The 3202-nt window shown below is 69.4% G+C and carries 1 protein-coding gene; it reads right to left on the minus strand.

Annotated features, from left to right (window positions below):
* Positions 1-3202: LamG-like jellyroll fold domain-containing protein (locus CWC60_RS22185; protein WP_338133096.1), on the minus strand; the 3202-nt coding region annotated here is incomplete at both ends.

Genomic DNA, 3202 nt, shown 5'->3' on the forward strand with positions numbered 1-3202 from the left:
TGCCCGACAGCGTGTCCGTGCCGCCCGTGCCGTCGGTGGCGATGCCGGTGGCGAGGTTGATGTTCGCGCCCTCGAACGCGCCGCTGTTGAGATAGTCGACATCGTCGAACAGGCTGCCGCCGCCAACGATGAAATCGTTGCCGCCGCGGGCGCGGAAAGTCTGGAAGTTCTCGTCGCCGATCAGCGTATCGTCGAACGCGGTGCCCTCGACGCGCTCGATGCCGATCAGCGTGTCCGTGCCGCCGTCGCCACCAGTGACGGTGCCGATACCGGCGACGAAGGTGGCGTTGATCGCCGCGCCGGCGTTCTGGTAGCTGGCGGCGTCGAAGCCGCTGTCCTGAGCCAGCGCATCGCCGCCGTCGATCAGGTCGCTGCCGGCCCCGCCGTCGAATTCCTCGAAGAAGGCGGTGGCGCCGCCGGTCAGCGTGTCGTTGCCGGCGGAGCCGACGACGCGCTCGATGTTGAGGAGCGTGTCCGTATCGCCGAAGCCGTCGAGGCCGATGCCGGTGAACAGGTTGATGTCGACCGCCCCGGTGTCCTGGGAATAGTCGGCCGTGTCGAAGAACTGCCGCACGCCGTCCAGATTGTCGTCGCCGCCGTCCAGCGTGTCGTCGCCGGCGCCGCCGATCAGCACGTCGAGTCCGTCGCCGCCCACCAGCACATTCGCATTGGCGTCGCCGGTGATGGTGTCGCCGAACTCGGTGCCGAAGACCGCCTCGAAGCCCTCGATGGTGTCGGTTTCGCCGAAGCCGTCGGTCGCGCGCTCCGTCGTCAGGTTGACGTTGACCCCGGACTGGCCGCCGGCCTCGCCGGCATCGCTGCCATAGTCGACCGTATCGAAGCCGTCGCCGCCGACCATGGAATCTGCGCCGTCCATGCCGCGGAAGCGGTTGTCATTGGCGTCGCCGGTGAGCGTATCGCCGAAGGCGCTGCCGCGGGCGCGCTCGACATTGCTGATGACGTCGATCGAGCCGGTGCCGTCACTGGCCGTCCCCGTGTTGAGGTCGACGTTCACGCCCGTCGTCGCGCCGGCGTTGTTGTAGTCGACCTCGTCGAACCCGGCGCCGCCGTCGATGGTGTCGGCGCCGCCGCGGGCGCGGAAGCTGTCATTGCCGTCACCGCCGGTCAGCGCGTCGCCGAACTCGGAACCCTCGACGCGAACGATGTCGATCAGCGTGTCGGTGCCGCCGAAGCCGTCGGTGACGACGCCGGTCGCCAGGCTGGCGACGATGCCGGAGGGATCGTCCTGGTAGCTGGCGGCGGTAAAGCCGCGGATGCCGTCCAGCGTGTCGTTGCCCGCGCCGCCGACCAGCTCCTCGAAGAAGTCCTCGAAGCCGCCTTCGAGCACGTCGTCGCCGTCGCCGCCGACGACGCGCTCGATCCGCGCGATCCGGTCCAGTTCCACGCCGTTGTGGGCCGCGCCGAACTCCAGCGACACGAACAGGTCGTCGATCTGGTCGCTGAAGTCCGCGGTGTCGAAGAACTGGCGCACGCCGCCAACCAGGTCGTCGCCGCCGTCGATGATGTCCGCGCCGTCGCCGCCCTGGATCGTGTCGACCCCGTCGCCGCCGAGCAGCGTGTCATTGCCGCTCGAGACGTCGTTGATGACCGCGGTCGAGGCTTCCAGCGCCGGGCCGCCCACGAAAAAGCCCGTATTGCCGTTCGCCGTCTCGTCGGCGGTGAACGGCGCCGGCAGGTCGTGGAACTGGTAGTAGAGTTCCAGCCCCGTCTCGTCGCCCACCAGCAGGTCGTCACGCGCCCCGGCGATCTCGGCGTCGCTGCGCGCCACCGACCACAGCCGCACCTCGTCCATCGCGCCGGCATAGCTGGCGAAGGCGTCGTCCAGGTTGCTTTCGCCCAGGAACAGCGGATCGGTGGTCGAGATGTCGACGCCGTCCAGCGACGAGATGTCGATCGTCTGATCCACCACCCCGTCGACCAGGATCGACATCAGCCCGTCGCGGTCGACGGTGACGGCGAAGTGCTGCGCCGTGCCGGCCAGCGAGAGCGCCGAACCGTCCAGCGTGATCACATTGCCCGCGCCGTCGGCGATCCGGGCGTGGGAGATGAGCCCGCCCTGACCGTCGGCGACGAAGCCGAAGAAGAAGCCCTTCTCGAAGCCGGCCTGATCGGCGCGCATGTCGAGGACGGCCATGTCGGCAGAGATTCCGGGCGTGAGCCAAGCTTCGAAACTGAGGTCGGAGGTGCCGGAGACGCCTTCGAGATTCGGCACGAACACCGCGTCGTCAACGCCGTCGAAGCCGAGCGCCTGGCCGCCATCGGCCGGATCGTCGCCCAGCAGAAGGTCGTTGCCGGCGCCGCCCTCGATCAGGTCGTCGCCCGCACCGCCGACCACGTCGTCATTGCCGTCGCCCGCCCGCAAGGTGTCGTTGCCGCCGCCGCCGGAGAGGAAGTCGGAGCCCGCGCCGCCTTCCGCGCTGTCGTCGCCGAGCTGGCCGAACAGCCCCTCGTTCCCGGCCGTGCCGGTCAGCGTGTCGCCGCCCGCGCCGCCGAACAGCGCGCCTTCGGCCGAACCGGCGTTCGCGGTCAGATCGTCGGCCTGGGCCGAACCCAGCACCGCCTCGATATCGGCAAGGACGTCGGCGCCCTCGCCGCTCGCCGTACCGGCGGTCAGATCGACGGTGACCGCGGAGCCCGCATCGGTGAAGTCCACGACGTCGAGATCGGCGCCGCCGTCCAGCGTGTCGTCGCCCAGGCCGCCGACCAGGGCGTCCTGGCCCGCACCGCCCGCGATCGCATCGTTGCCGGCCCCGCCGTCAACGAGATCGGAATCCGCGCCGCCATCGATGATGTCGTTGCCGTCATTGCCGAACAGGGCGTCCTGATCGGCATTGCCGGCGAGCGTATCGTCGAGGCTGGTGCCGAAGGCGACGTCCTCGGAGCCGCCGCCGATCAGTTCGATCGCCGCATCGGTCTTCAGCGCCGCGTCGATCAGCAGGAAGCTGGTCGCCGCCGCCAGCGCCGAGGCGTCGACGATGACATTGCCGGAATTGCGCAGGGTGTTGTCGCGCAGCTCGACCGTCGTCTCGAGGTCGGAGACCAGGGTGAGGCGTTCGAAATTGCTCGTGTTGGCAAGCTGATCGGCGGTGATGTCGCCGCCGCCCGAAACCCGCAGGTCGTCGGTGTCCGCGCCGCCGTCGAGGGTGTCGTTGCCGTCCAGGCGCGTCGTGTCGATCACGAA

This window comes from Minwuia thermotolerans, from assembly GCF_002924445.1.
Classification (GTDB): domain Bacteria; phylum Pseudomonadota; class Alphaproteobacteria; order Minwuiales; family Minwuiaceae; genus Minwuia; species Minwuia thermotolerans.